Genomic DNA, 20,734 nt, shown 5'->3' with positions numbered 1-20,734 from the left:
TGCAGCGTCCCTTGTTCGCCTGCCCTCGACCCCGCGACCCTCGCCGTCCTCCGCGGCGGGCGCCGTGGTCGCCGTGAAGGTTGCCGCCGCAGTGTCGCCCAACCCGGTCGTCCGGCTACAGGTTCGCTGCGGTTGTCCCCCGGTCGGGTTAGCTGCGATGGGACACCGCTCCCGGGCGGGAGTAACCGTTCAACGGCACCGTTGACCTACCTGATGTTCGTCGCTGAGGTCGGCGGCGCGGACTATGGTTTATGCCTTCTCGCGATGGAAACGACGCCCACGGTCAAGGCGAGGTTCATCACTGGGCCGACTTGACCCGGGCCGCCGCCAGCAACATCTCCTTGACGGTAAAGCTTCGCGCCATTGCCGCATGCAGCTCTACGGCCGCTTGGTGGAGTTCATCCAGTCGCTGACGAGGCTGGAATTCCTCAATATACGTCTTAACCTCGTCGCGGAGTCTTGCCCAATCACGTTGGCCCGGCGAGATAGATCGCCCCGACAGTATTGCCGGTACATCTTCCATTTTGTCTGGGAAGTACTGCATCATCAGGCTCTGCAAGGGGGCACTCGCTTCATCGTTGATACCAGTCACATACATAGCTTCAAGACTATTGATTGATGCCGCTAGCCGTGTCAGGCGTCCAAACTTTGAGTCGAGCATGGCTCCGAGGCCACTCCCGACGTCGGCGGTTGTGGCAATGAGGTAAACTCCCTCGGCCTCAAGAAGCTCTTTGAGCTGGATAAGGTTGCGGTGCTGTCTCTCGAGTTCATCGCGCACTTGCTGGATCATTATTGAGTGCACTTCTGGGCTAGCCACTTCGATCCAAGTCTCGGCGTAACGGACGATTCTGTACCCTGACGAAATGAGTTCATCGAGCTGAAGGTGAATCCTTAAGAGGGCCACCGCAATGTCGTCGAGCTTTCGCTTATCGCGCATACTGGGGACAACTTCGATCATCCTGATCAGGATATCATGAAGGGCCTTCAGAAGCTCAATCACGGCAGTCTCCGTGGTCTACCACTGATGTGCGAGTGAGCCAAAATAGCAAGCTTGACCGAAGATGGCGATGGGTGGGGCAACCGCGAAGCGCGCGAGCTGATCCGCCGGCCCGGGCTGAATCCGTTCACCAACCCCGGGCCGGTGCGCGTGCGGGTGCGGGCCGTGTTGGCCGACTGTTGGAGGGTCAATGCCCTCGGCGCTGCCGCCGATCGGGGATCCGGACACGGTCGTGTTCGACGTACTGGACCGGGTGGCCGCCATCGAGCGCTTCATGCACGCCTGAAACGACCGCTGCGCCCCGTTCCCCCTGGACCCCGACACCATCATCGCCAAGGCCACCGATCCGCGGCGCCGCTATACACAACGAACGCCAGCTACGGAGCGCTAGTAAATCATGGCCTCAGATACGGCGGAATCACGTTCGTAGCCGGCAGGCGGCGGTGCGCGTTGTGAGCCGGGTGCAGGTCTGATCTGCTCGTGATCAGTCGATCGGGCCAGTGTCGGGTACTCCAAACAGCCACTCGGGCGCAGTGGGGGCTGCATGCATAGGACCGTTTGACGCGTGAGATGAGCGCCACCTGCATCAGAGCCGAAGCAACCTTTTCTGTCTGCATGGAGGTCTCACATGGGGTCGACACCTAGAGGTCCAGGACGGCTTGACGTCGGGGCCCTCAATCCGTGGAGGAGATATGCGCAGCGATTTCGTCGCCGAGAAACTGCACTGCTTCGGCACCGTGGACGCGACGCATGGCGATGTCTACATCAAAATCGATGGCTACCAATTGGGGCGCATTTGGGCCTTGTGCCCTAACCAAGTCGTTACCGTAACCAATCCCGATCGCCGATCGCAGGCCTACGTCGTCAATGGGTCCAGGTTGCGCGTGGAGCTGTGCGACTACGGCTGAATCGGCCAGACGACTTGCTGGGAGCAACCGATGCACTTGCTTCAAAAGTTGACCAAGGGCCCGTGTGCAAAGAGTGCCAGGATGGCAGCAGTGGCGCTCACTACGGTGTCACGTACCAAGTATACAGGTTATGACGAAGGTCAACGGCCGGGCTGGGTTCGGCCCCGTCGCTGACCCACGCCGAATGCTGGGCGGACCGTTCCGCGCTTTCTGCAGGATCGGATCGGTGCCCTCATGGCGGACACTCCACTTCAGCTGATGCGTGAGCGCCCTGCCCGATGGGCGAATGCCTCGTGGCGGTCATGGTCGTCCTGCCCGACGAATGCCTTGAACTCTCCCAGCTTGTAGGCGGGACCTGACGTGGTTTCCTGTAGCTCGATGATGAAGTCCTTGCTGAGGTGGGCGATGCGGCGTTCGAGCTGGATGGCGTCGTAGGGCACCGTCAGCTTGCTCAGGATGGCGGACGGGGTGAGGTAGCCGTCCGCCTCCCTGAGGACGCGGTACACAGGGTCATGCATGGTGGCGCTGGCCAGCTCTGGCATGTCATGGGGCTCATCGGCGTGCTCAAGGGCTCGGATGATTGAGCGGCCCACTTCCTCCGCGACCGGTGGCGGGAAGGCGTTGCCTACCTGGCGGTACTGGGCGGTCTTCCGCCCGGCCAGCCGCCAGCCCCGCGCCTCGTCGAAGCCCTGCAGCCGGGCCACCATTGGCACGGTGAGCTTGGGGAGCTTCACGTCCGGATGCGGGCTGTCTGGTCCTGGTGCTTCGTTGGCCACGCCCAGTGCGTCGACGCCGAGCTCGCGCCAGGCTCGCTTGGCCCGCGTGGGGCCGAGGTCAGCGCCACCGTGCTTCTTGCTGCCACCGACCAGCGTTGGTGCGATGTCGTTGGCGAGCTTCACCCAGTCGTCGACGTGTGGCCAGCCGTTGGCGCCCATGAGGTCGCGCAGAGTCTCGCCGACGGTCTGGGGAGACGGCGTCGGCTCCGGCCATCTGAAGTAGGGCGCGTCCTCCTCCTTCAGGGCGACGAGGACGAAGCGCGGGCGCAGCTGAGCGAAACCGAAGTCGGAGGCGTGCAGGAGCCGCCAGTCACCGACATAGCCAGCCGAGGCGAGGCGATCCAGGACGTGCTGGCGGTAGGCGGCGAACCGCGGCATCGACAGGCCGCGGACGTTCTCCAGCATCAAAGCCCGCGGCTTCACCTCGGTGACGCACAGCTCAACGGCCCAGGCGAAGAGGTCGCGCTCATCACTCGCCCCGAGCTGCTTGCCCGCGATGGAGAAGGGCGGGCACGGCACCCCGCCGGCAAGCAGGGCGACGCCTTCGTAGTCGGCAGGGGTCCAGAGCCCGCGGTCGGCCACGTCGCCCTGCCGGACCTTCCACTGGGGCCGGTTCTGGCGGAGGGTCTCGCAGGCGTACCCGTCCAGTTCCACGGCCAGGGCGTGGCCGAAGCCGGCGCGCTCGAGCCCGATGGCCTGGCCTCCTGCCCCTGCGCAGATTTCGACGACCTCGTGGGTCACGCGGGGGTGGGGTTCAGGGGAAATGGTGGATGTGGGCAACGGTGGCTCCATGGGGCTGAGGCTGGACGGGGCGGGAGTGGTGGAGTCATTGCGTCTGCCAGAGGCCAATGTGACTTTGGCCCGTGGGCGCCGCCGGTGCAGGGCGCGACTATAAACGCGTCGTACATTCTCGGGGGAGGGCGCATGGCGAGCAGGGACGACGACACGCCGGCCAAGGCTGAAGGGCGGTGGCTGACTCGCGAGAAGCTCGTGCTCGCGATCATCGTTCCGGTATTGCTTGCGGTTCTTTCTGGGGTTCTGGCTTGGTGGCCTAATCGACCCACTACTGACATCGAAGTGGTGGGGTTGTCCGTGGTCCCGGGGGAGTTCGGGGATGGCGATGAGATCGTTCCACCGAAGGTGCAAGTCGCGGTGAGGAACGTCGGCGATCAGGTCTCCGTTGTCTCCGGTGCTCAGATAGAAATCTTGGAATACGCTCATCTGCAGGTGTGTGAGGCGGGTGGTGTGCTGAACGTCAGCGCTTCATACGACGTTGTCCTTCCTTTCGATCCGGAGCGGGGCGAGGTCCTCGAGGTGGACCTGGCGCAGGAGATCGAGCGCGATAGAGCCGACCGGTTCGAGTTCTCCATGCAGACTCCGGATGTGGACCTAGCTCGTGGCACGTACTTGTATCGACTCGAGGTGACACTCATCCGGGACGGCGATAATCCGCTGCCGGCCGGAGTTGCCATCGTTGCGGCGCCGCTTTCAATGTGCCGCCGTTGACCAATGAGGACCTCGAATACCCTGGAGAGGTCGGAGATTGCTACCGTCAGTTGGCTCGCGAGTGGGAGAGGGTGCGGGAGTGGGAGGGCGAGGCGTCGCCTGACATTCCTGACGGGGAGCTCTTCCGAGGCTGACGGTGGGGTGGGGGTATGACCCCCGCGGCCCTGTGACCCAGATCGCCGGGTCTCAGCAGCCGAGCTTGGGCCACCGTTTCAGAGTCGATCAACCTCGCTTCCGTGGTAGGGCTCCCGGGACTGCCCCAGCGTGTCGAGGGCGCCGTCCGGCGTCGCCTGGGAGCGGACTAGCCAGAGGTGGCGCAGACAGGCACCTGGCTACTCGTGTGGGTCTGGATCGGCTGGCTCGGCCGGCAGCGCGGTGATCAGCGGACGACCGCCCGGTCTGTCGCGGGGCACGTCCCGGAGCCGGTTGGCCAGCGCGTAGGCCAGCGGCACGAGAGGGACGACGGTCGCGGGCTGTTGTTCGGGTGCTGCCACCGGCTCGCGCCCGGCCAGCGCCTCGCGGGCTTCCTCGGTGGACCGGGAGCCCTTGACCACGTTGCATTCCAGGTGGGCCAGGCGCACGTTGCCGAGCGTGTGCGCTCCGCCCTGCTCAATCGGGACCACATGCTCGAGCGTGGCGCTGGCGGGTTGCCTGCCGTCGTCGAGGTCGCCGATGGTGGGGCGCCCGCACAGGTAGCAGTTGCCGTTGTCGCGTTCGTAGACGTCCCGGACCGTGAACTTGTCGATCGCCGCCCCGAAGCCCGCTTTACGAACCCGCTGCGCTGCGCCATGCAGGCGGGTAGCCAGGGATTTGGCGGCTCGCTGGCAGTCCGGGCGCTGGCAGTGGGTGTTCCGATTCCTGAGCAGGAACAGGTCACCGCACCGCCAGCACGCCGCCCACAGCTCTGAGCTGGCGTCGTACTCCCGTGCGCTCTTCGCTCGCGCGCGTTCCCGCGCGGCGGCGTTGCGTCTGTCCCGATTGCGTTCCTGGTTTGCTCGATTCCGGCACAAGTCGCTGCACCACTTGGCCTGTGGTCGCTTGCCTGGCATGGCCTGCCCGCAGCGCTGACAGGAGGCCACTGGCCGTGCCTGGTTGCGCTGGCCGCGGCGGTAGGCCCTGGCGCAGGCCCGGTCGCAGTAGAGGCGTCCTGTGCCTGGGTTCTCCGGCAGGGGTGTGCCGCAGTGCAGGCACTGCCAGTCCTGTGCCCGCTCCTGCTCGGTCGTCATCGTCATTGGTGGTTGTCGTCCTTCCGGTCTGGCATATGGGTGCGGGTTCTGTTGCGGGCACGTGGGCTCTGTCGTGCCTGTGGGGGGTGGCTGCAGGAGTGGCGGTCCGCTGGTGTTGACGGGGGAGTGCTGGGGGACAGGACCGCCCCCGCGGATGCCCGGCCTTTCCCGCGGTCAGCGAGTCAGGCCGGGACACGCATCGGGCTACGCGGATGTCCCCGGACCTGAGTCATGTCTGGTGGTCAGGCCGTCTTCTGGCAGGGGGCCGCCTGGGTAATACGCCGATGAACCTCGGCCCGTTCATCCCGCCTGTAAGCGCATGAGAGTGCGCAGGGAACAAAGGGGATAGAGAGCGGCCTCGACCGGCTCAGATCGGCTCTCAGGGCCATTACGGGCCACTGTGGCAGCAAGCTGCAGCTGTGATTCCCGAATGACTGATTCGTTCAGGCCGAGGTCGTGGACGTTCCTCGCCGCAGGCGGCAGCTTACGTCTTGCATCCCTTCTTGCGCTCCATCGCCTGAGCGCAAATCAGATGGCGTCGCCATTGATCGTCAGCTCGTAGTTGTGACAGTGAGTCCTTCCGTTGTTCCATGTCCCGGGATTCGAGTGGATTCGCACCGCCTTGTATCTGTCCTGCATGATTTTTATGACCCGCCCCACGTAGGGCCGGTCGTGGCCGATGTTCTGCGCCGTTCTCGTCTGACTCACGAGGGGCCGGGTGCTATTCGTCACGATGGCCTCATAGGCCAGCTCGTTGGCGACGTCCAGCATCACCCCGAAGAAGACGTCCTCGTACGCTTTCAGCCAGGCCTGGACCCGTGTGTAGATCTCTGTCTCGGGGCGGTAGTCGAAATCGATGTCCGCCTTGGCCTGGGCAATCGTGGCCCGGACCTCCCGGGGCTCCAGGCCACTGTCGATGGCAGCTTGCTCCAGGGTGCCCAGGTCGCCACCGCATCGGTACACCTCCAGGGCGTAGCGGTGGCACAGCACATTGCGGGAGCCCTCGGGCGTGTTCCTCATCTGAGAGGCGTAGGTCTTCGTGATGGTGTCCACTTTCAGGTCGAAGCCCAGTGCCGCCAGCTTCTCCCTGTACACACACTCTCTGTTCTCACTCTCTGGCACTACGCTCTGGACATAAGCTCTGGCGTCATTCCCTGTGCCAACTATCTTCAAGGTAGAAGTAGAAGTACAGGTACAGGCAAGGGTAGAAGTACAAGTACAGGTCCCTGGGGCGGGGGCAGGGTCCTCCGAGGACTGTCCTGACAGGGAAGACAGCCAATCCCAGACTGTTGCCCGGTCAGCGAAGGCTGAGGAGATGAACTCCTTGCCGGGGCCGGAGAAGATGGCGTAGCCGCCAGTCCCCAGGATGTCCACGCCTGGAGCGAAGCTGCGCTGTCGGCGTTCGCCCTCCCATGGGATCCAGATGTGCCCGCCCTTCTCGGTCTTCACGTTGAACGACACCGGTGGAGCCAGGTCGGGCTTATCGATGTCCACCACGAGAACACCGGACCGTTCGCCGTTGATGATCGCCAGGCCGGCCCACGGCCCCTTGAATTGATCGAGGTCAACGCCGTTGTTGAAGTTCCGAATGCCTGCGGCGGGCTTCTTGTTCCCCTGGACGGGCAGAATCGCCCGGTTGCCCAGCAGGTGAAAACCAAGCGTTTCACCGAGCAGGTCGATGGTGGTCTGCGCTACGGCTGCCTTGATCCTCGTGTCGCCGCGCTCGGCGGTCATGTCGGCAGCCCCTCAGTGCCGCTGACGCGGTCCACAACGTCTGTGCATGTGTGGACACGTACGGATGCTTCCGCGTGCCCTGACGGGCTTGACAGGGCGATTCCCGGGCGTTGCCTGCAAGAGATTACACACAAACACGTACTCATGCCCGCTTGCCCATCTCAATCCGGCCGGCTGCCACGAAGGCCCGCAGTTCCCCCATGTCGTAGAGGACCGTGCGCCCGACGCGGTGGAAGCTCGGACCGCGCCCAGGGATGCAGGCCCAGTTGGCGAGCGTCCGGGGTGCGAGCCCGAGGAAGCGGGCGGCCTCCCGGCGTCGCACGTACTCCGGTTGCCTGTCGCACCGGGGGTCAATCAGTGCGGGGTCATTCAGGCCTGGGGGTGTTGGTGATGACTTTGCCTTGCTGCGCTTCACTGCGGATGCCGCCCTGCTCTCCTGTGTTGGTGCCCCGGTCTAAACGTTCCGTGACCGTGCCGTCACGCAAGTGATTACACACTCCTCGACTGCTGGCAAGGGTGTTGTAGGTCACCAGGCCACATGCGCCCGGGGAGTGACGGCAGGGGTGCTTGCCCGCCGCCTCAGTCCGCCCGGTGCTTGGTCGTCAGCCTGGTGACGGGCCGGCGGATCACGTCCGTGTCCCCTTGTTGGCGCGGGACGATGCGGAACCCCTCCGGCGTGTCAGGGTCGTACTCCACGACCGCGTTCTGATCCGCCAGATTGCGCATGAAGTTGCGATGCCGTGCCGCGTCACCTTCACGGACCGGCTCCCCGGCGCGGGCGCGGGCTTCCAATCGCAGCATCTGGAGCGCATGTGCCCCACGGTGCTCGGGCTTGACCGCCCAGGGGATCAGCTCGTCGTCCCGAACGGTGCGCCGGGTCAGCCCCCGGCGTCGGCGGAAGTTGCCCCATAGTGACGGCCGGGTCTCGATGCCGTACTTGCGCCGGTACTCGTGGCACATCCAGTCGTAGGTCCGGCCCTCTTGGAACCAGCGGATAACCTCCTGCTCGTCCACGATCTTGCGGGCCGGCACCACTCATCCCCCTGCGTCCTTGACTGGACGTTTAGTCAAGGTGATCGGTGCCATTTACACACGACCGGCCGGGTCGGTGCCAGTTGCACACCCGGTGTCCTGCGTCACGGCTCGGACAACCCCTGGGCTGGGGTCAGCGGTCGAGCAGCCTCCGGCGGCGCGCACTAGGCGCGTAGCTCGCAAGACGCCTGGCTCGGACATCGGAGCCCTGTACTGCTCGCACGGGACAGACCGGCCGGGGGATCAAGTCGTCCGGCCCAGCGGTTGCTCAGGTCATCCCGCCAAGACGCCGGCCCGGGTGACGAGGCCGTCTGCATGGGGGTCCTCTGTCGCGCCTCCGAGTCGTCCAGGGGGAGGGCGACGTGACCGAAATTGTTACCGGTCATGTAGGTAACTGCCTGTCCCAGAGGTGATGACCGGGGTCATGGTGACGGTCGCCCGGCGCGATCTTCCCTGCTCAGAAGGCAGAACCGGGATGACCCATGATGATCAGGACCGCGCCCTGGCGAGGTGGGCCTGCCATGCGAGCGGTCGCCGGTTCGATCCCGGCCGCGCCCACCACTCCGCATCTGCCGTGCCGGTCCGGCCGGCACCCGAGCCGGCCGCGCGCCACGCCGGCACCTGCGCGGTCCGGTCGTCCTCCGGCGCGTGGCGCGCCGCCTGGCCGGCGTCCGGTCGACGCCGCCCTGTCTCGTATTGCGAGTGATGGACCGGTGACGCTCGAGTGACGCCGCTGCGGGTTCACTGTGTCCTGTCCCTCGAGCGGTCGCTGTGCCGACGCCGCTGAACGGTGCAGGGACGCGACCGCCGGGGAGGCTCGAATCCTGCTGCCTGCGGCGAATCACTCGCCCGTCATCGGAGGGGACGCTCAATGACGACGCCGGTGGAATGCGTGATCCTCGACATCCCGAACGGACTGCGTCTCGATCTGCTGGGTCTCGTCGTCGAGATCGGTCGGGTCCGGATCCTGGCGGACCGGTCCGGCCTGCTCGGCGCACTCCTCGCGTCCTTGACGTGCGGCGGCGCGTCGGCGGCGGACAACCTCGAAGCGATGGCGCAGATGCTCCGGGCATCGGACGGATCCGCGGCAACGAGCGGCCCGCAGCAGGCACAGACACCCCAGCCGGCAGCGGCCAGTTAGCGCCCGTCCTCGAACCCTCCCCGCGCCGCCCGCCGAGGGACAGCGCTTCCGCAGGATCGTCGCGCTGCGGGTCCCGGAGGGTCCTGGCGGATCCTCCGGGACGTCCGCCCCGTGCGTCGCCCACGTGGACACCGCGTTGACACCCGCACGACCGCTCTCGTCGAACGGCAGGAGCCCCGGCGAGCACGGCGTTCGAGCCCGTGCCCGGGAGGTCCGGCCGAGGACCTCCCGGGCAGGGCGGTGCGGCTCGCAGCGGCCGCGATCAGGCCTGGGCGGTGGCCGAGCGGGACCCGATCCGTTCCAGCGCCTGCAACAGGTAGCGCCGGAAGACCTCGTGGTTCTCGCTCATCGGGAAGTGGCCGATGTCCTCCATCTCGATGAAGTGGGCGTTCTTGATGTGGTCGGCGGTCCGACGCCCGTCGTCCGGGGTCGTGAGGTAGTCATAGGTGCCGGTCAGCATGACCACGGGGCACCGTTCCCCGTCGATCTGGTCGAGCTTGTCCCGCAGGTCGTGGTCGACCGAGTAGAAGTAGAGGTCGCCCTTGAACGCCTCCGAACCCTGCGTGTAGTAGAACCACGTCTTCCACCGGTCGGCCTCCGGGGACTGCGGGGCCATGAGGTCCCAGACCCCGCTGGCGCACACCTGCGCCGCGTTCGCGTGGGGGTGCTGCCACCAGTCCAGGTAGAAGCCGGGGGAGTAGTCGGCGCCCTCGACAGGGATCACGGCGCGGAATCGGTCGGGATACCGCAGGGCCAGTTGCAAGGCCACGTTCCCGCCGAAGGACGACCCCATGAAGATCGGTTGGTCGAGCTCCAGCTCGTCGCAGAGGGCGACGATGAACTTCGTGTAGTGGTCGGCGGTCAGCCGGTACTCCTCCTTCCACCACTCCTTGTTCTCGGGTGGGTCGGACTTGCCGTGCCGGGGGAGGTCGTACGCGATGACCCGGTGGTCCCTGGTGACCTCCTCGTCCTCCAGCAGCCCGCGCCACTGGTGGTTGTGGCAACCCGCGGTGTGCTGGCACACGAGCGGTTGACCACTGCCGTTCTCCAGGTAGAAGACCTTGTACTGGATGTCGTCGACGTCGACGGTCACGTAGCGCCCGGTGACGGGGGAGATCCGTGGCATGGGAGAGGCTCCAGGAATCAGACGGGGACGCGAACGGTGCGGAGCAGTTCGATCTGGCGGGTGATGCAACGCAGGTTCTGCATGAGGACGAGCACGTCGCCCTCCAATTTCATGTCCCGGCGGAAGGTCGCTGCCCAGATGCCGTGGTACATGGGTGCCGGGATCTCGGTCGCGAAACCGCGCCACGTCTCAGCGCTGGCGCGAATGGCGAACTGGTAGCCGACATCGAGTGGGCCGGGGTCCACTGCGACCTCGGCCACCCTGCCCGAGGTCATCCGTACGACGAAGTGGTGGTTCTCCATGTCGAGCAGGTAGCCGCAGGTGAAGTACTTGCCGTGCGCTTGGATTTCCGGGTCGTTGTCGGAGGCGTCGGTGAAGGAACGAACCCACTCCTCGACGGGAACGGTCGAGGAAGACGCGGTGGCTGTCACTGGAGATCTCCTGACCTGGCTGTGCCGGACCAGGCGCGAGCGGCGAAACGCCGTCGGTGCTGCGGGCGCCTGGACCCGGGCGGTTACTCGAGGGTGTGCCGCGGCGAGCCCATCGGACGGGGGCGTCGAGGCGGTCGGACGTGTCGGCGGTGCCGGCCCGACGGGTCCGCACCGGACCGGTGGTCCGGAGCGGAACAGGGCGCGCAGACCTGGCTGAGATGCCAGGGCGGCGACCGCCCCGAGCACGACGGCAGGTCTCGCATCGCGACCTCGATCCGGACGGCTCTGTTCCGGCTGGGGTCCTCGCGACGCTACTCCGGGCCACTCGTGCCCGCAGCGGAGCGGAGGTGCTGAGGAGCCGCTCGCGACACGACGTCCCGCCGCGCGTGTCAGGTGGTCGGCCAGGAGGCCGGCACGCCGCTCGGCACCGACCGGGGGAGCGCCGCCTTGCTCACGGGACGTGGGGGTCCGGGGTCTGGTCCGGCAGCACGCGGCCGAGGTCTTCCCGAGGAGCGAGTCGGCGATGGCGGACGCAGGACCGGGGGACCCCCTGGACACGACGAGGGCCCGGCGACCGTGCGGTCACCGGGCCCTCGTCGTCGGTGCGGTCAGGCCGCGGCGGCCTCGCCGGCCAGCGGCGCCGGGACGTCCGGGCGGGGGAAGGCCGGGCGCAGGAACACCGGCGGCCGGAACGGTCGCCAGGCACCCTCGGGCTGGGCGAGCCGGTCGGCGATGGCCCAGAGGGCGGCCGGGTGGTGGCCGAGCCCCAGGTGGCTGGCCATCACGGCGATGTTCTCCGCCCGCTCGCCGGGGGTCTCGAGGCAGGTCTGCCAGTGGACGATGCCGTCGAGGTGCGAGTAGATGGACGTCGCGGGCACCGGCAGCGGCGTGCAGTCGGGCTCCAGCGGCAGCGAACGGTGCTCGACGTGCAGGTGCGAGTACCGGTCGAAGACCCGCGAGGCCCGGCTCTGGCTGTGCCGGGTGATCCGGAACGGGCTGCCGAGGGTGACCACCTGGCGCACCGAGTCCGGTGTCCGGCGGGCCAGGTCGCGGGCGAAGATGCCGCCCAGGCTCCAGCCGACCAGGGACAGCGGCCGGCCGTAGCGGTCGCTGAGGTCGTCGAGGCGGTCGCGCATGCCGGCCACGCAGGCGGCGGTGGGGCCGATGTTGCGGCCCAGCTGCCAGCCGTGGACGCGGTAGCCCAGCCGGCGCAGCGTCGCGCGCAGCACCCGCGTCGAGGCGTCGTCGGCCATCAGCCCCGGCAGCACGAGCACCGGGTGCCCGTCGCCCTGCGGCAGCCGCGGCATCAGCGGCCGCGCCGCCAGGTACAGGCCGAAGTCGGCCATCGCCCGGCCGGGCTCGCTCAGGTAGAGCGGCAGCGCCGGTCCATCGCCTCGGATCACGTCGTCCTCCTCGTCAGCCGGCCTCCCTGGGCGGCCCGCCGTGCAGGTACCACCCGGTACTGCTCCTGACACTCCAGAGCGGCACCTGATACACCCATCGGCAGTCTGGCTGTGCGGTGTGACACATCCCGGCGACCCCGGGCCCGGGAGCCGGGGCGGTGATCCGGGCGTGGCACGGTACGGACATGGACGCCCAGACCGACGCCCGGGACACCCCCGGGCACAGCCGCACCGTGGACATCGACGGCCCGGTGCACCACGTCGACTTCGGCGGCCGGGAGGACGGGCCGATCGTCGTCCTGGTGCACGGCCTGGGCGGCTCGCACCTCAACTGGGACCTGTTCGCACCGCTGCTCACCCCGCACGCGCGGGTGCACGCCCTCGACCTGCCCGGCTTCGGCCGCAGCGAGCCGGGTCAGCGGACGGCCAACGTGCGGGACAACGTGGTGGTCCTCGACCGCTTCGTCCGCGAGGTGACCGGCGGGCCGGTGGTCCTGGTCGGCAACTCGATGGGCGGGATGGTCTCGGTGCTCGAGGCGCAGCGCTCGCCGGCGAAGGTCAGCGGCCTGGTGCTGGTCGACCCGGCGCTGCCCGGTCCGCGGGGGCGTCCGGACCCCCGGGTCGCGGCGGCGTTCGGGCTCTACGCACTGCCCGGCGCGGGCCTGCGCTACCTGGCCGGCCGTCGCCGGAGGCTCGGCGCGCGCGGCACGGTCCGGGAGATGCTCGTGCTCTGCGGCGTCGACCCCGACGCCGTCCCGCCGGCGCTCATCGACCGCTCGGTCGCGCTGGTCGACGAGCGGCGCGACGTCGTCGGCATGGACCGCGCCTTCCTCACCGCGGCCCGCTCGCTGCTCCTGCTCCTGGCCGACCCGCGGTTGATGCGCCGCGCGATGGCCGGCGTGCAGGTGCCGGTGCTGCTCGTGCACGGCGACCGCGACCGGCTGGTGCCGGTGTCGGTGGCGCGTGACGTCGCCCGGCGGCACCCGGACTGGCGCTACGTCGAGCTGCCGGGCGTCGGTCACGTGCCGCAGCTGCAGTGCCCGGAGTCGCTGGCCGAGCACGTCCTGGCCTGGCTGCCCCGGTGAGGTGCTGGAACGGCCCCGGTGCGGGGGCCCGCGCCGAGCTCGCGAGGCGTGGGCGGCACCGGGGTCCTTCCTTCAGGCCAGCGTCGCCCGCAGCGCCTCCCACCCGGTGAAGTGCGGCCGCCAGCCCAGCTGGCTCTTCGCCTTGGCGGTGTCCATGATCACCGGCCGGGTGAACGCCTCCACCCACTCGGCGACCGGCGGCAGGAACGGGACCCGGGTCACCGCGCGGGCGGCCAGCTCGGCGGGTGCGGCCGGTACCGGCAGGGGGAGCGCGCCGAACTCGCGCAGCACGTCGGCGGTGGTCAGGACGCCGTCCCCGGCGATGTTGTAGGCGCCGGCCGGACCGGCGCCCACGACGCACAGCTGCAGGGCGCTGCCGACGTCGTCCTCGTGGATGAACTGGAACCGCAGCTCGGGCGCGAGCACCGGCACCGGGAGCGGCAGCCGTCGCGGGCGGCTGAACAGCGCCCGCCCGATGGGCGCGAGCGGGCCGGGCAGGACGTCCTTGGCGCCGACCGCGTGGGGGCCGAGCACCACCGGCGGGCGCAGCAGGTACAGCGCCAGGTCGGGGGTGGTGGCGGCCTCGGCGTCCAGGAGCTGCTCGAGCTCGGCCTTCTCCTGGCCGTAGAACAGCCGGGTGGCCGGGCGCACCGGCCAGTCCTCGGGGATCGGCTCGGGGTTGTCGGGGTGCCAGCCGTAGGCTGCCACCGACGAGGCGTACACGAAGCGGCGGGCGCCGGCGGCGGCCGCGGCGCGGAAGACGTTCAGCGTGCCGTCGACGTTGATCTCCCGGGTCGTCCCCCGGGAGGCGTTGCCGGTGATGAGGAACGCCAGGTGCACGACGACGTCGGCGCCGGCGAAGGCCTCCCCCAGGGCCGCGGGGTCCCGGACGTCGCCGCGCCGGTACTCCATCTTCGTCCAGCCCCGCTCGGCCGGGTCGAACGGCCGCCGGGCGATGCCGACGATGCGCGCCACGCGGTCGTCGGCCTGCAGGAGCGGGACGAGGCCGCTGCCGAAGGTCCCCGTGGGACCGGTGACGGCGACGGTGAGGTCGGATTCGAGGACTGGCATCCCGTTGCTCTCCCAACTCGGTGGCCCCGTCCCGGGTCCCGCCCTGAGCTCGCGGAGGGTGGGGAGGACGGGGTCCTTCTTCAGGTCGCGGCGCTCGCCGGGGTGGCCTGCCGGGCGGCGGCGACCAGCTCGTCGATGCCGCGCCGGATGCCCCCGGAGAGGACGTCGACGTCGGGGAAGGCGTCGAAGTCGGCGTTGATCCCGAAGGTCATCGTGTTGAGGTAGGAGAAGATCCCGATCGACACGCGGGTGCCGCCGGCGATCGGCACGTAGGCGTGCGCCGAGCACATCCGGCGGCCCAGCACGTACAGCGGCACCCGCGGCCCGGGCACGTTGGTCGTGACGGCCTGGCACCACATCTGGCCGGCGGCCAGCGCGGCCCGCACGCCCATGGACAGCAGCGTCGGCGCCACGAAGTCGCCCATCGCGATGATCGAGCGGGCGTCGACGGCCTGCAGGACCTTCTTGTGCTCGTCCATCTGCCGGCGCACCGAGGTCAGCCGGGCCACCGGGTCCGGCTCACCGACGGGCAGGTCGACGAACACGGCCGAGATCTGGTTGTCCAGCTGCCCCCGCTGGTCGGCCTGGCGCACCGAGATCGGCACCATCGAACGCACGACCAGTCCCTGGCGCAGCGAGCCGCGCCGCTCGAGCAGGTCCCGGAAGCCGCGGGTGATGGCGGCGAGGACGACGTCGTTGACGGTGCCGCCGAGCGCCGTCCGGACGCCCTTGAGCTCGTCGAACTCCGCGTCGGTCCAGGCCCAGCGCCGGTGCGGGCCGATCGGCCCGTTGAGCGAGCGGGCGGTCGGCGTGGCCAGCTGGCGGGCCATGGAGGGGACGCCGGTGGCCAGTGACCGGCCGGCCCGGACGGCGTTGCGGCCCGCACCGCGCACGCCCTCGGTGCCGGACAGCCGGGTGAGCTCGCGCAGCGGGTGGGTGACGGCGTCCTGCACGGCGCCGGCGACCACCTCGAGGGACGACGGGTTGCGCTGCGGCGCCCAGTCCTGCGGCTCGCCGTGCGTGGCGTCGGGCGTCAGGTCGAACATCAGCTGCATCAGGTCGGTCCCGGCGATGCCGTCGACCATGCAGTGGTGGACCTTGGAGATCAGCGCCCAGCGGCCGTCCTCCAGGCCCTCGACCAGCCACAGCTCCCACAGCGGCTTGGCCAGGTCCAGGCGCTGGCCGAGGACGCGTCCGGCCAGGTTGCGCAGCTGCTCCTCACCGCCCGGGCTCGGCACGGCGGTGTGCCGGACGTGGTACAGGATCTGGAAGTGCGGGTCGTCGACCCACAACGGCCGGCCCAGGTCGAGCGGCACCCGGCGGACCCGCTGGCGGTACCGCGGCACCAGGGGCAGCTTGCCCAGCAGCAGCCGCACGACGTCGCCGTAGGAGGGGGCCGGCCCCTCGAACACCGCCACGGAGCCCACGTGCAGCGGCGTGTTCTCGCTCTCCGCGTAGTAGAAACCGGCGTCGGTCGGGCTCATGCGGTCCACGGTCAGCTCCTCCCACCCCCGCCTCGTCCGGGCGGGCCATCGTCCCTGCTCCGCGGGGGCTCCCGGAACGCCGCGCCCCCCATCCGGGTGGCCCCTACCCGACCACGTGGCCGAGGTCACGTCCACCGGAGCTCAGGCCGCGCGCGTCACGCCCTCCGCCCGGTCGAGCAGCCGCAGGAACGCCGCGTCGACGACCGCGGTGCGGGTCAGGTTCACGCTGTGCCCGGCGCCGTCGACGACGACCAGCTCGGCCGACGGGCCGATCTCCTCCGCGAGCCGCCGTCCGTGGGGCAGCGGGGTGAGCCGGTCGTGGGTCGCGGCGACGACGGTGACCGGCACCCGCCCGAGCACCGGCAGCGCGGCGGACTCGTCGTGGTCGAGGAAGGTCGCGTAGAAGGCCATCGTCACCGGCAGCGGGGTCTCCTCCAGCAGGTCCTGCACCACCCGCACCTGCTCCGGGTCGGCGTCGTCCCGGCCGAACAGGTAGCGCCGCGTGTACCAGCGGCCGATCCGGGTGCCGCGGCGGCGGAACCGCTCCAGCAGCGGCGCCCACAGCTGCAGCAGCCACAGGTAGACCGGCAGCAGGCCGAGCGCGCGCAGCAGGCGCACCGCGAGGCCGACGACGCCGGTCGTGACCAGCCCGCCGGCGGAGGTGGCCAGCAGGAAGGCGCCGACGACGCGGGTGCCGAACAGCTCGGGGCGCTGCCGGGCCAGGGCCATGACGCTCATCCCGCCCATCGAGTGGCCGGCCAGCACCACCGGTCCCTCGGGGACGGCGGCGTCCAGCACCTGGCCCAGGTCGCGGCCGGTGCGGTCGATCGTCGCCCGGGTCAGCGGCGTCCAGCCGGAGCGGCCGTGCCCGCGCTGGTCCCACAGCACCAGCCGGGCGCGGCCGCGCAGGGCCTCGCGCTGCAGGTCCCACTCGCCCAGCCGGGCGGTGAACCCGTGGCTGAGGACGACGGTCAGGGAGGCGTTCTCGGCGCCGTCCACCTCGACGTGCAGGTCGACGCCGTCGTCGGTGCGGACGGTCAGCTCGCGAGCGGTCACCCGGCCATCCTCACCCGGGGGGCGCCGGCCTACTCGTCGGCGACGGCGGTGCCGGGACGGCGGCCGGGGGCGGCGTCGCGGACCAGCCGGCGGGCGGCGTCCACCTCGCGGGCGACCGGGGCGAGGACGCCGTCGGCGTGGATCTCGGCGTCGTCCGGCGGGCGGTGCGCGCGGATGTCGTCCTCCAGCTCGCGGATGGCGCGGCGGAGGACGGCGACCTGCGCCAGGTCGGGCGCCGGCTCGCCGTGCCGGGTGGCGATCACGGCCTCGGTCACGGCGTCCGACGTCCGTTCCAGCTGGACGATGACCGGCCAGAAGGCGGCGGCGCGGGTGCTGACCGGCGGCGGCTCGGCCAGCCGGCGCTGCAGCTGGGTCTGCAGCTCGGTGAGCGCGCGGTAGCTGCGCCGGCGGGCTCGGCGCCGCTCGGCCGGGCTGCCGGTGAAGGCCGCCTCGACGAACTCGTCGAGGGCGTGCGCGGCGTCGCGGAGCGCCTCGTCGAGCGGCGCCCGCCACGTCTGCGGCCACAGAAGGTAGCCGAAGACCAGCACGATCGCGCAGCCGATGAGGGTGTCGAGCAGCCGCGCGCCGACCAGCCCCGGGCCCCCGGGCAGGGCGATGTCCAGCAGCAGGATGATCACCGGCGTCTGGAAGACGGAGAACAGGCCGAAGTTGGCGCCGCGGGCCCACGGCAGCAGCGCGGCGGCCGCGGCCATGGCGACCAGCACCCACGCGTTGCGCGGCAGCGCCGCCAGCAGCACCGAGCCGAGGAGGACGCCGAGCAGCGTGCCGGCGCCGCGCTGGACCGCGCGGGTGAACACCGACCCGAAGTCGGGCTTGAGCACGATCGCGACGGTGAGCAGCACCCAGTAGGGCCGCTCGATGGGCAGGTACTGGCGGGCGATCTCGGCGATCGTCATGCACAGGGCCAGGCGGACGGCGAAGCCGCGGGTGTCGGGGCTGCCGAGCGTGCGGTCGACGAGGTCGCGCAGGCGCAGCCGCCAGTCCAGCCGGATCGGGGGGACCGCCGCCCCGGCCCGCTCCTCGGGGTCGCCGACGACGTTCCACGCCAGCCGCAGCCCGTGGCGCACCGCCCGGCGGGTGGGCTCGCCCTCCTCCAGGGGCTCCGGCCGGTCCTCGGGCAGGTCCTGTCTGCCGGCCACCGCGGCCGCGAGGGCGTGCACGGCGCCGACGTCCTGCGGGTCGGCGGGCACCCCGGCGCGGGCGGTGGCCACCGCGCCCTCGACCAGCGGTGCGGCCGCGTTGAGGACACCGGCCAGCTCGGAGAGCGCGCGGCTGCGCCCCGCGCTGCGGCTGCGCGAGCGGATGACCCGGTCGTAGGCGTCGTTGAGGGCGGTGGTCAGCTCCCGGCGCGCGTCCTCGGCCCGGGGCTGCCCGGCCGCGGCGAGCAGCTCGCCGATGCGGGTGAAGACGGTGGCGACCGCCGTCCGGTCGGGGTCGCCCCGCTCGGTCGCGTACTGCACCAGGGTGGTGAGCGTCGCCCACGCCGTCCCGGCGACGAAGCAGCCGACCTCGGCGACGGCGGACAGCGGGGTGACCAGGCCCGAGGCGAGGGCGGTGTAGACGAGCAGCTGGAGGGAGCCGAGCGAGAGGGCGGCGTTGACCGCGCTGATGAACGCCGCCAGGGCAGCAGCGACCGCGACGACGACCACCGGCAGCCACCCGCCGCCGGAGGCGAACTGGCCGATGACCAGCCCGATGCCGCCGAAGACGGTCGCCGCGGCGGTGCGGCGCAGCCGGTCGCGCAGCGGACCGCCCTGCGGGGCGAGACTGCCGGCGAGCGCGCCGGTCGTGGCGAAGACGCCCGCCCCGAGCACCGGGCCGGGCTCGATGCCGCCCTCGACCGCGACCGCCACGGCGAGGGGCGCGGGCACCGTCACGGCGAAGCGGACGACGTCCCGCCACGGCACCGGGGGAGGGGTCGTGCGCACCAGCTCCTCCAGCCAGGCCGGTGCACGCAACGCCCGCTCCGCCACGGTTCCCGAGCTTTCCACCCCGCCGCTCTGGGACGCTCCGGGCGTGGCCGGTGTCGCTGCTGTCCGGGTCGCCTCGGCCGCCGACCTGCGGGAGGTCCCCGCGGTCGAGGAGGCCGCCGACGAGCTGTTCCGGCAGCGCGGCGTGCTGGACCTGCCGGTCGCGGCTCCGGCCGACCTGCGAGCCCGGGCGTGGCGGGTGCTGGTGGTCGGGCGGCCGGTGGTCGGGTTCGCCGTCCTGGAGCGGGTGGACGGCGACGTGCACCTGGAGCAGCTGTCGGTGCACCCGTCGGCGATGCGGCGAGGCCTGGGTGCGGCCCTGCTCTCGGCCTCGGTCGACGAGGCCCGGGCGGCCGGCGCCCGGCGGGTCACCCTGCTGACCTACGCGGACGTGCCGTGGAACGCGCCCTGGTACGCCCGGCACGGGTGGCAGGTGACCGACGACCTCGGTCCCGAGCTGGAGGCGCTCGCCGGGCACGAGGTGGAACTCGGCCTGACCCGGCACGGCCGCCGCGTCGCCATGGCGCGGCCGGTGTAGCCGCCTCCGCGCCGGGTGCGTCCCGCTCGCGCCGCCCGCCGGGTCGCTGTCCTAGGGTCGGCGCGCGTGAGCGTGACACTGGGGGAGGTCATCGCCGCGCTGGAGGCGCGCTACGACCCCGCGTTGGCCGAGGACTGGGACGCCGTCGGGCTGGTCTGCGGGGATCCGGACGAACCGGTGGAGCGGGTGCTGTTCGCCGTCGACCCGGTGGCCACCGTCGTCGACGAGGTCGTCGAGAGCGGCGCCCAGCTGCTCGTCACCCACCACCCGCTCTTCCTGACCGCGGTCCACGGCGTCCCGGCCGACGACCCCAAGGGCCGCCTGGTGCACCGCCTCGTCCGCTCCGGCGCCGGCCTGTTCGTCGCGCACACCAACGCCGACCGGGCGCCCGGCTCCGGCGTGAACGACGCTCTCGCCGCGGCCCTCGGCCTCACCGGCACCCGCCCGCTCCAGCCGGCCGCCACCGACCCCCGCGCCGGGCTCGGCCGCGTCGGCCGCCTCCCCGAGCCGGTAACCCTCGCGGAGTTCGCCGAGCGGGTGGCCGCAGCCCTGCCGGGGACCGTCGGCGGCGTCCGCGCGGCCGGGAACCCGGGACGCCGCATCGAGACCGTCGCCGTCTGCGGCGGCAGCGGCGGCTCGCTGCTCCCCGCCGCAGCGGCGGCCGGGGCCGACGTCCTCCTCACCAGCGACCTGCGGCACCACCCCGTGTCGGAGGCGCAGGAGGTGCGGGGTCCAGCGGTCTGTGACGTGGCACACTTCGCCTCCGAGTGGCCCTGGCTGCCCGTCGCGGCCGACGTCCTCGCCCGCGACCTGTCCGGCCGGGTGGACGTCGCCGTGTCCCGGCGGCGCACCGACCCGTGGACGACGCACGCCGGGGCCAGCCGCTGATCCGGTCGCAGCCGCGGCCGGACGACGACGCCCCGGGGCCGTCCCCGGAGGAGGAGGCCGGCCGATGAGCGCGGGGACCGAACCGCCGGCGGACCCGCGCCCGCGGGACGTCGCGCCCGCCCGCAGCGACCGCAGCCCGTGGAACTGGCTGCTGCTGGTCGCCGTCGTGGTCCCGCTGCTGGTCCCGCTCTACAACCGGGTCGAGCCCACGCTCTTCGGCTGGCCCTTCTTCTACTGGGTGCAGCTGGCGTTCGTGCCCCTCGGCGTCCTGGCCACGTTCCTCGCCCACCGCGCGACCCGGCGCCGCCCGACCGCCGGCCGCACGGCTCGGGGGCGCTGAG

21 protein-coding genes are annotated in these 20,734 nt (G+C 70.7%); 7 read left to right on the top strand and 14 right to left on the bottom strand.

Translation table 11 applies throughout. The features are described 5' to 3' along the window. Positions 1–298 precede the first annotated feature (298 nt). Positions 299–1,000 carry a hypothetical protein gene (locus BLS21_RS15005; protein WP_091219821.1) on the bottom strand — a complete coding sequence of 234 codons (702 nt, stop codon included), beginning with the start codon at positions 998–1,000 and terminating at the stop codon, positions 299–301. Positions 1,001–1,689: 689 nt separating this feature from the next. Between BLS21_RS15005 and BLS21_RS15000 the strand changes: the two genes are divergently transcribed. Continuing rightward, positions 1,690–1,905, top strand: coding sequence for a hypothetical protein (locus BLS21_RS15000; RefSeq protein ID WP_091219818.1), 216 nt, complete (start codon positions 1,690–1,692; stop codon positions 1,903–1,905). Between the two features lie 251 nt (positions 1,906–2,156). On the opposite strand, the gene BLS21_RS14995 is transcribed toward BLS21_RS15000, so the two are convergent. Next, a complete protein-coding gene (locus BLS21_RS14995; RefSeq protein WP_217636138.1) occupies positions 2,157–3,422 on the bottom strand; it encodes a DNA cytosine methyltransferase in 1,266 nt (421 codons plus the stop codon). A gap of 183 nt (positions 3,423–3,605) precedes the next feature. On the opposite strand from BLS21_RS14995, the gene BLS21_RS14990 reads away from it, so the two are divergent. After that, positions 3,606–4,187, top strand: a complete 582-nt coding sequence (locus BLS21_RS14990; RefSeq protein ID WP_091219813.1) for a hypothetical protein — start codon at positions 3,606–3,608, stop codon at positions 4,185–4,187. 332 nt (positions 4,188–4,519) lie between these two features. On the opposite strand, the gene BLS21_RS14985 is transcribed toward BLS21_RS14990, so the two are convergent. The 5 genes from BLS21_RS14985 to BLS21_RS14970 all read right to left on the bottom strand — a co-directional run bounded on the left by BLS21_RS14985 (position 4,520) and on the right by BLS21_RS14970 (position 8,179). Next, positions 4,520–5,419, bottom strand: a complete 900-nt coding sequence (locus BLS21_RS14985) for an HNH endonuclease (RefSeq protein WP_091219810.1) — start codon at positions 5,417–5,419, stop codon at positions 4,520–4,522. A gap of 522 nt (positions 5,420–5,941) precedes the next feature. After that, positions 5,942–7,147, bottom strand: a complete 1,206-nt coding sequence (locus tag BLS21_RS14980; RefSeq protein ID WP_091219808.1) for a bifunctional DNA primase/polymerase — start codon at positions 7,145–7,147, stop codon at positions 5,942–5,944. 142 nt (positions 7,148–7,289) lie between these two features. Beyond that, a complete protein-coding gene (locus tag BLS21_RS14975; protein ID WP_217636137.1) occupies positions 7,290–7,469 on the bottom strand; it encodes a hypothetical protein in 180 nt (59 codons plus the stop codon). 43 nt (positions 7,470–7,512) lie between these two features. Next, positions 7,513–7,677: a hypothetical protein gene (locus tag BLS21_RS25185; protein WP_175479565.1), complete on the bottom strand. Its 165-nt coding sequence runs from the start codon at positions 7,675–7,677 to the stop codon at positions 7,513–7,515. A 49-nt stretch (positions 7,678–7,726) separates the two neighbouring features. Further along, positions 7,727–8,179, bottom strand: a complete 453-nt coding sequence (locus BLS21_RS14970) for a hypothetical protein (protein ID WP_091219960.1) — start codon at positions 8,177–8,179, stop codon at positions 7,727–7,729. Positions 8,180–9,050: 871 nt separating this feature from the next. Here BLS21_RS14970 and BLS21_RS14965 point away from each other — a divergent pair. After that, on the top strand, positions 9,051–9,320 hold the full coding sequence (locus tag BLS21_RS14965) for a hypothetical protein (RefSeq protein ID WP_091219805.1): 270 nt from the start codon (positions 9,051–9,053) through the stop codon (positions 9,318–9,320). Positions 9,321–9,582: 262 nt separating this feature from the next. Here BLS21_RS14965 and BLS21_RS14960 read toward each other — a convergent pair whose 3' ends face one another. The 3 genes from BLS21_RS14960 to BLS21_RS14950 form a co-directional block, all read right to left on the bottom strand. After that, positions 9,583–10,446: an alpha/beta fold hydrolase gene (locus BLS21_RS14960; protein ID WP_091219803.1), complete on the bottom strand. Its 864-nt coding sequence runs from the start codon at positions 10,444–10,446 to the stop codon at positions 9,583–9,585. Positions 10,447–10,463: 17 nt separating this feature from the next. Continuing rightward, positions 10,464–10,877 carry a hypothetical protein gene (locus BLS21_RS14955; RefSeq protein WP_091219801.1) on the bottom strand — a complete coding sequence of 138 codons (414 nt, stop codon included), beginning with the start codon at positions 10,875–10,877 and terminating at the stop codon, positions 10,464–10,466. A gap of 608 nt (positions 10,878–11,485) precedes the next feature. Continuing rightward, positions 11,486–12,280 (bottom strand): esterase/lipase family protein, encoded by a 795-nt coding sequence (locus tag BLS21_RS14950; protein ID WP_091219797.1) that lies wholly within the window; start codon positions 12,278–12,280, stop codon positions 11,486–11,488. Between the two features lie 185 nt (positions 12,281–12,465). On the opposite strand from BLS21_RS14950, the gene BLS21_RS14945 reads away from it, so the two are divergent. After that, positions 12,466–13,365 carry an alpha/beta fold hydrolase gene (locus BLS21_RS14945; RefSeq protein WP_091219958.1) on the top strand — a complete coding sequence of 300 codons (900 nt, stop codon included), beginning with the start codon at positions 12,466–12,468 and terminating at the stop codon, positions 13,363–13,365. A 72-nt stretch (positions 13,366–13,437) separates the two neighbouring features. Here the strand turns inward: BLS21_RS14945 and BLS21_RS14940 are convergent, their stop codons facing one another. From BLS21_RS14940 to BLS21_RS14925, 4 genes are all read right to left on the bottom strand, one after another. Next, positions 13,438–14,436, bottom strand: coding sequence for an NAD-dependent epimerase/dehydratase family protein (locus tag BLS21_RS14940; RefSeq protein WP_091219794.1), 999 nt, complete (start codon positions 14,434–14,436; stop codon positions 13,438–13,440). A gap of 80 nt (positions 14,437–14,516) precedes the next feature. Then, entirely contained in the window at positions 14,517–15,920 is a 1,404-nt protein-coding gene (locus BLS21_RS14935; protein WP_245700436.1) for a WS/DGAT/MGAT family O-acyltransferase, read from the bottom strand. A 141-nt stretch (positions 15,921–16,061) separates the two neighbouring features. Next, positions 16,062–16,976: an alpha/beta fold hydrolase gene (locus BLS21_RS14930; protein ID WP_091219789.1), complete on the bottom strand. Its 915-nt coding sequence runs from the start codon at positions 16,974–16,976 to the stop codon at positions 16,062–16,064. Between the two features lie 29 nt (positions 16,977–17,005). After that, on the bottom strand, positions 17,006–18,988 hold the full coding sequence (locus tag BLS21_RS14925; RefSeq protein WP_091219786.1) for an FUSC family protein: 1,983 nt from the start codon (positions 18,986–18,988) through the stop codon (positions 17,006–17,008). Between the two features lie 25 nt (positions 18,989–19,013). On the opposite strand from BLS21_RS14925, the gene BLS21_RS14920 reads away from it, so the two are divergent. The 3 genes from BLS21_RS14920 to BLS21_RS14910 all read left to right on the top strand — a co-directional run bounded on the left by BLS21_RS14920 (position 19,014) and on the right by BLS21_RS14910 (position 20,733). Beyond that, a complete protein-coding gene (locus BLS21_RS14920; protein WP_091219784.1) occupies positions 19,014–19,505 on the top strand; it encodes a GNAT family N-acetyltransferase in 492 nt (163 codons plus the stop codon). A 66-nt stretch (positions 19,506–19,571) separates the two neighbouring features. Continuing rightward, entirely contained in the window at positions 19,572–20,393 is an 822-nt protein-coding gene (locus BLS21_RS14915) for a Nif3-like dinuclear metal center hexameric protein (protein ID WP_091219781.1), read from the top strand. Positions 20,394–20,457: 64 nt separating this feature from the next. Then, positions 20,458–20,733, top strand: a complete 276-nt coding sequence (locus BLS21_RS14910; RefSeq protein ID WP_091219779.1) for a DUF3311 domain-containing protein — start codon at positions 20,458–20,460, stop codon at positions 20,731–20,733. Position 20,734: the final 1 nt, after the last annotated feature.

Source organism: Geodermatophilus siccatus (genome assembly GCF_900103785.1).
GTDB classification, from domain to species: Bacteria; Actinomycetota; Actinomycetes; order Mycobacteriales; family Geodermatophilaceae; genus Geodermatophilus; species Geodermatophilus siccatus.
This window is presented reverse-complemented; position numbering and strand designations above follow the sequence as displayed.